The 4,314-nt window shown below is 61.0% G+C and carries 2 protein-coding genes; both read right to left on the bottom strand.

Annotation, left to right across the window (positions count from 1 at the left end; genetic code table 11):
* Positions 1–33: 33 nt before the first annotated feature.
* A complete protein-coding gene (prpF, locus tag QOC89_RS24225; protein ID WP_323047336.1) occupies positions 34–1,224 on the bottom strand; it encodes a 2-methylaconitate cis-trans isomerase PrpF in 1,191 nt (396 codons plus the stop codon).
* Between the two features lie 35 nt (positions 1,225–1,259).
* Positions 1,260–3,857, bottom strand: coding sequence for a Fe/S-dependent 2-methylisocitrate dehydratase AcnD (acnD, locus tag QOC89_RS24220; protein ID WP_323047335.1), 2,598 nt, complete (start codon positions 3,855–3,857; stop codon positions 1,260–1,262).
* Between the last annotated feature and the right edge of the window lie 457 nt (positions 3,858–4,314).

Here is a 4,314-nt window from a genome sequence, read left to right as displayed (position 1 = left end):
CAGCAACACCGAGGCCAATGCCCCTCCCCCGCCTCAAGCCTCCGGCGTCGGCACTCTAATCCACCCTTCCATCAAAACCCGCGCGCTGCGGCTCATGATCGCCTTGGTGACCGTCCACTCGCCGCCTTCCTCACGCGCCTCAGCCCCCACCCGCAACGTCCCCGACGGATGCCCAAACCGCACCGCTTCCCGCGCGCCGCCGCCCGCGGCAAGATTCACCAAGGTGCCCGAAATCGCCGCCGCCGTGCCGATCGCCACCGCGGCCGTTCCCATCATCGCGTGATGCAACTTGCCCATCGACATCGCCCGCACCAGCAGATCGGCGTCGCCCGCGCCAACACGCTTGCCGCTCGACGCAACGTACTCGGCCGGCTTCGCGACAAAAGCCACCTTCGGCGTATGCTGCCGCGTCGCGATCTCATCGATATTCTTGATGAGGCCCATGCGCACCGCACCATGCGCGCGAATGGTTTCGAACATGGCCAAAGCCTTCTCGTCGCTATTGATGGCGTCCTGTAGCTCAGTACCTTTATAACCGACCGATTCCGCGTTGATGAAGATGGTCGGAATACCGGCATTGATCATCGTCGCCTTCAGCGTGCCGACGCCGGGCACTTCGAGATCATCGACAAGATTGCCGGTCGGGAACATCGCGCCGCCGGCGCCCTCTTCTTCTGCCGCCGGGTCCATGAACTCGAGCTGCACTTCGGCAGCGGGAAACGTCACACCGTCGAGTTCAAAGTCACCCGTTTCCTGCACGGCACCATCGGTAATCGGCACATGCGCGATGATCGTCTTGCCGATATTCGCTTGCCAGATACGCACAATCGCGACACCGTTGTGCGGAATCCGGCTCGCATCGACAAAACCCGCACTGATCGAAAACGGCCCGACCGCCGCAGAAAGATTCCCGCAGTTCCCGCTCCAATCGACGAAAGCCTTATCGATCGCAACTTGCCCGAACAGATAATCCACATCGTGATCCGGCTTGCTGCTCTTCGCGATGATGACCGTCTTGCTCGTGCTGGAAGTCGCGCCGCCCATGCCGTCGATCTGCTTGCCATAAGGATCCGGGCTGCCGATCACACGCATCAGCAACGCGTCACGCGCGGCGCCCGGCACCTGGGCCGCCTGCGGCAAATCCTGCAAGCGAAAGAACACGCCTTTGCTGGTACCGCCACGCATGTACGTCGCCGGAATCTTGATCTGAGGTTTGTGGGCCATGAAAGTAATGTCCTGATGAGATCGTTTTTAAAACCTTAAGCCGCAGCCTTGGTCGATTCGAGAAAGTCCTGCGCGAAGCGTTGCAACACGCCGCCGGCTTCGTAGATCGATACTTCTTCAGCCGTGTCCAGGCGGCACGTCACCGGCACCTCGACGCGCTCGCCGCTCTTGCGATGAATCACGAGCGTGAGATCAGCGCGCGGTTTGCGTTCGCCGATCACGTCGAAGGTTTCCGTTCCGTCGATAGCAAGCGTGAGACGATTCACACCAGGTTTGAATTCCAGCGGCAACACGCCCATGCCCACCAGATTCGTGCGGTGAATGCGCTCGAACCCCTCGGCCACAATCGCTTCCGCGCCGGCAAGTCGCACACCCTTGGCCGCCCAGTCACGCGACGAACCTTGACCGTAATCGGCTCCGGCAATCACGATCAACGGTTGCTTGCGCTCCATGTAAGTTTCAATCGCTTCCCACATGCGCGTGACCTTGCCCTCAGGCTCGATACGCGCCAACGAACCCGCCTTCACCTTGCCGTCTTCCAGCACCATTTCGTTCTTCAGCGTCGGGTTCGCGAAGGTGGCGCGTTGCGCCGTCAGGTGATCGCCGCGGTGGGTGGCGTACGAATTGAAGTCCTCTTCCGGCAGGCCCATCCTGGCGAGGTACTCGCCGGACGCGCTATTCGCCAGAATCGCATTCGATGGCGACAAGTGGTCGGTCGTGATGTTGTCACCCAACACCGCCAGCGGACGCATGCCCTTCAGCGTGCGTTCACCGGCAAGGGCGCCTTCCCAATACGGCGGACGGCGAATATAAGTACTCATCGGACGCCAGTCATACAGCGGATCCGCCTTCTCGCCCGTATCAACCGAGACAGCGAACATCGGCTCATACACCTTGCGGAACTGCTCCGGCTTCACACTCGAAGCGACGATCGCGTCGATCTCTTCATCCGACGGCCAGATGTCCTTCAGCCTGATCGCATTGCCGTCAGCATCGACGCCAAGCACGTCCTTCTCGATATCGAAGCGAATCGTGCCCGCAATCGCATAAGCCACCACCAGCGGCGGCGAAGCCAGAAAGGCCTGCTTTGCGTACGGATGGATACGGCCGTCGAAGTTACGGTTGCCGGACAGCACAGCCGTCGCATACAGATCGCGATCCACGATCTCCTTCTGGATCACCGGGTCCAACGCACCCGACATGCCATTACACGACGTGCACGCATACGCGACCACGCCGAAACCCAGTTGCTCCAACTCCGGCAGCAAACCGGCCTCTTCCAGATACAGCGTAACCGCCTTCGATCCCGGCGCGAGCGACGTCTTCGCCCACGGCTTGCGCGTCAAGCCGCGTTGATTGGCGTTACGCGCCAGCAAACCAGCGGCGATCATGTTGCGCGGATTGTTGGTGTTCGTGCAGCTCGTGATCGCGGCGATGATCACGGCGCCGTCCGGCATCAGGCCAGGCTCGTTTTCCACCTTGCCGCTGATACCGCGCGCGGCCAGTTCGGAAACCGGCAAACGACGATGCGGATTCGACGGACCCGCCAGCGTGCGCACGACGGTCGACAGATCGAACTTCAGCACGCGCTCGTACTCGGCGTGCTTCAGCGTATCGCCCCACAGGCCGGTTTCTTTCGCATACGTCTCGACGAGTTTGACGAGTTCATCGTCGCGGCCGGTGAGCTTGAGGTACTTGATAGTCTGCTCGTCGATATAGAACATCGCCGCCGTCGCGCCGAATTCGGGCGCCATGTTGGCGATCGTCGCGCGATCGCCGAGCGTGAGGCTCGCCGTGCCTGCTCCATAGAACTCGAGGTAAGCACCGACCACTTTTTCCTTGCGCAGGAATTCGGTCAGCGAGAGCACGATGTCGGTCGCGGTAATGCCTTCAACCGGCTTGCCTGTCAGCTCCACACCGACGATGTCCGGCAGGCGCATATAAGATGCGCGGCCCAGCATCACGCTCTCCGCCTCGAGACCGCCCACGCCGACGGCGATCACGCCGAGCGCATCCACCATCGGCGTGTGCGAGTCGGTGCCGACCAGCGTGTCCGGGAAAGCGACACCGTCTTTCACCTGCACCACCGGGCTCATCCGCTCCAGGTTGATCTGATGCAGGATACCGTTGCCCGGCGGAATCACGTCGACGTTCTTGAACGCGCGCTTGGTCCAGTTGATGAAATCGAAGCGGTCTTCATTGCGGCGATCTTCAATCGCGCGGTTCTTCGCGAATGCATCCGGATCGAAACCGCCGCATTCCACAGCGAGCGAGTGATCCACTACGAGCTGCGTCGGCACGACCGGATTGACCATCGCGGGATCGCCGCCTTGCGCCGCGATCGCATCGCGCAAACCGGCCAGGTCGACCAGAGCGGTCTGGCCGAGAATGTCATGACAGACCACACGCGCGGGAAACCACGGAAAATCCAGTTCGCGCTTGCGTTCGACAATCTGTTTGAGCGACGCCGTCAACATCGCCGGATCGCAGCGGCGCACGAGGTTTTCGGCCAGCACGCGCGAGGTGTACGGCAGCTTGTCATAGGCGCCGGGCTGGATGGCATCGACGGCGGCACGCGTGTCGAAGAAATCCAGCTGGGTGCCGGGAAGGCGTTTGCGGTTGGCAGTATTCATGGCGTAGGGGACAAAACAATAATGATCCGGGGACGATGGCGGCAGCCGTGCTTCACAATCCGCTGCCCCTCATTGAAGCGGCGCTTCCCCGGTGTTTCAATCGGACAGTCTGTGTAGTTTAGCTTGCGGTGGCGCGGCGGCTTGCCGTGTGTTTCGTTGATGCGCCGCACAACGTATGCTTATGTGCCACGCACGGACCACAAGCACCGCGGCAAGAAGTCCCGCAAAAAAACAGCCTTGGCGCGGGGTTCCAGCAAGCCAAGGCCGAACTTCACTACGTCACGCTGATAAAGCGTAATGGAGGAGAAACAGGTGCGGCTCTGCTCTTACCCAGTCAAAGGCCGTTGGATGTTTTCAATTTCCTTGCACGACCTTTTGACCTTCAGACACGCATCGACATCCTTCGATACGCTTAAACGCGCTTGGCGAGCGGCACGAACGGCAGATCGTCGGGACC

Source organism: Paraburkholderia sp., assembly GCF_034668105.1.
GTDB lineage: Bacteria > Pseudomonadota > Gammaproteobacteria > Burkholderiales > Burkholderiaceae > Paraburkholderia.
The sequence above is the reverse complement of the archived record's forward strand: the minus strand, read 5'-3'. Positions and strand labels throughout refer to the sequence as shown.

Coding starts and splice junctions, on each gene's coding strand:
- acnD (WP_323047335.1), bottom strand. CDS start 3,857: ATGAATACTGCCAACCGCAAACGCCTTCCCGGCACCCAGCTGGATTTC.
- prpF (WP_323047336.1), bottom strand. CDS start 1,224: ATGGCCCACAAACCTCAGATCAAGATTCCGGCGACGTACATGCGTGGC.